This is a genomic window from Halorubrum sp. AJ67 (assembly GCF_000513435.1).
This window is the reverse complement of sequence record NZ_CBVY010000015.1, coordinates 81,504-83,093: the sequence shown is the minus strand read 5'-3', so window position 1 is coordinate 83,093 and position 1,590 is coordinate 81,504. Positions and strand designations below refer to the sequence as shown.

At 70.6% G+C, this 1,590-nt stretch carries 1 protein-coding gene; it reads left to right on the top strand.

Features of this window, described 5'->3' with window-relative positions:
• Positions 1 to 1,590 (top strand): Hvo_1808 family surface protein (locus BN903_RS11865; RefSeq protein ID WP_079890654.1); only part of this gene is annotated, 1,590 nt, incomplete at both ends.

Sequence of the window (1,590 nt, the reverse complement as noted above, 5' to 3'; positions counted from 1 at the left end):
CCCGTGTCCTCCGCGTCCGCCGACGAGTGCGATCCCGGAGACGGCACCGAGTTGGTCGGCTGCTGGAACGGAACGCACTACGAGGAGTCGGTCGAGTTCAACGAGACCGGCGGGCTCAACGAGACGCAGTTGGCGGCACTGACGGACCTGACGATGGCGCGCGTCGAACACGTCCGCCAGCGGCCCTTCCGCGAGGACGTGCCGGTCGAGACGGTGTCTCGAAGCGAGTACGCGAACGACACCGCTGGCGGGGGCAACGAGTCCGAGGCGTTCCGCCGCTGGAACGACCAGGTGTGGAGGGCGCTGTTCGTCGTCGGCGACGGCGAGAACGCGAACGACGAGATCGACTCGGTGCTCGGCGGCGCGGTCTCCGGCTTCTACTCGCCGGCCGAAGACCGGATCGTCATCGTCGTCCCGGACGGCGAGTCGGCCGAGGTCGACCCCTCGACGCTCGCGCACGAGCTGCTCCACGCGATGCAAGACCAGTACCACGACCTCACCGACCCGCGCTACGTCGGCGTCACCCAGGACGGCGACCTCGCGGTCAACGGGATCGTCGAGGGAGAGGCGGTCCACGTCGAGGAGCGGTACGCCGCCCGCTGTGCTGACAACTGGACCTGCGTCGAGCCACCTGAAAGCGGGGGCGGTGGCGGCAGCGGGTTCTCCGGGAACATCGGCATCCTCCAGACCGTCCTCCAGCCGTACGGCGACGGGGCCCTCTACGTCCGCGACCTCGTCGACGAGGGCGGGTGGGCGGCCGTCAACGAGACGATGAACGACCCGCCGAACTCGACGGCTGAGGTGATCCATCGGAACCCCGACTACGAGACGAGCGAGGTCGACTTCGAGGACGCCGCGACGGGCGGCTGGGAGACGTACGGAGACCAGGGCGTCGACGGCGCGGAGACCGCGGGCGAGGCGTCGATGTTCGTGATGTTCTGGTATCAGAGCGCCGGCGTCCAGTTCGACGGCGCGTACGAGTACCCGATCCTCGATCCCGACCGATCCGTCGGCGGGAACTTCAACATCCTCCTCGAAACGGACGTACAGCTCCAGACGCGGGGGACCTACAACTACGCACACCCCGTGACGGACGGGTGGGCGGGCGACGAGCTGTACCCGTACCGGAACGGCGACCGGGACGGGTACGTCTGGGCGACGGAGTGGCAGACGGAGGCCGACGCCGCGGCGTTCCGCGACGCCTACGTGCGGATGCTGAACGCGCACGGCGACGGCGGCTACGAGGAGGGGACCGTCTACGCCGTCGGCGACGAGAGCGACTTCCCCGGCGCGTACGGCGTCGAGCGCGACGGGACGAGCGTGACGATAACCCACGCGCCGTCTCCCGAGGGCGTCCTCGAACTGCGCCCGGACGCCGACCTCGCGCTCCCGGACGCCGACGGGACGGACGGGGCGGACGGGAGCGGCGACGGTGACGGCACCGACGGCGGGAGCGACGACGCTAACGGCACCGACGGCGGAGACGGCGGGAACGGAAGCGACGGCACCGACGGAAGCGACGGCGACAGCACCGGAAACAGCGCGCCCGGGTTCGGCGTCGCGGCGGCGCTCGTCGCCCTCGTGGCCGCG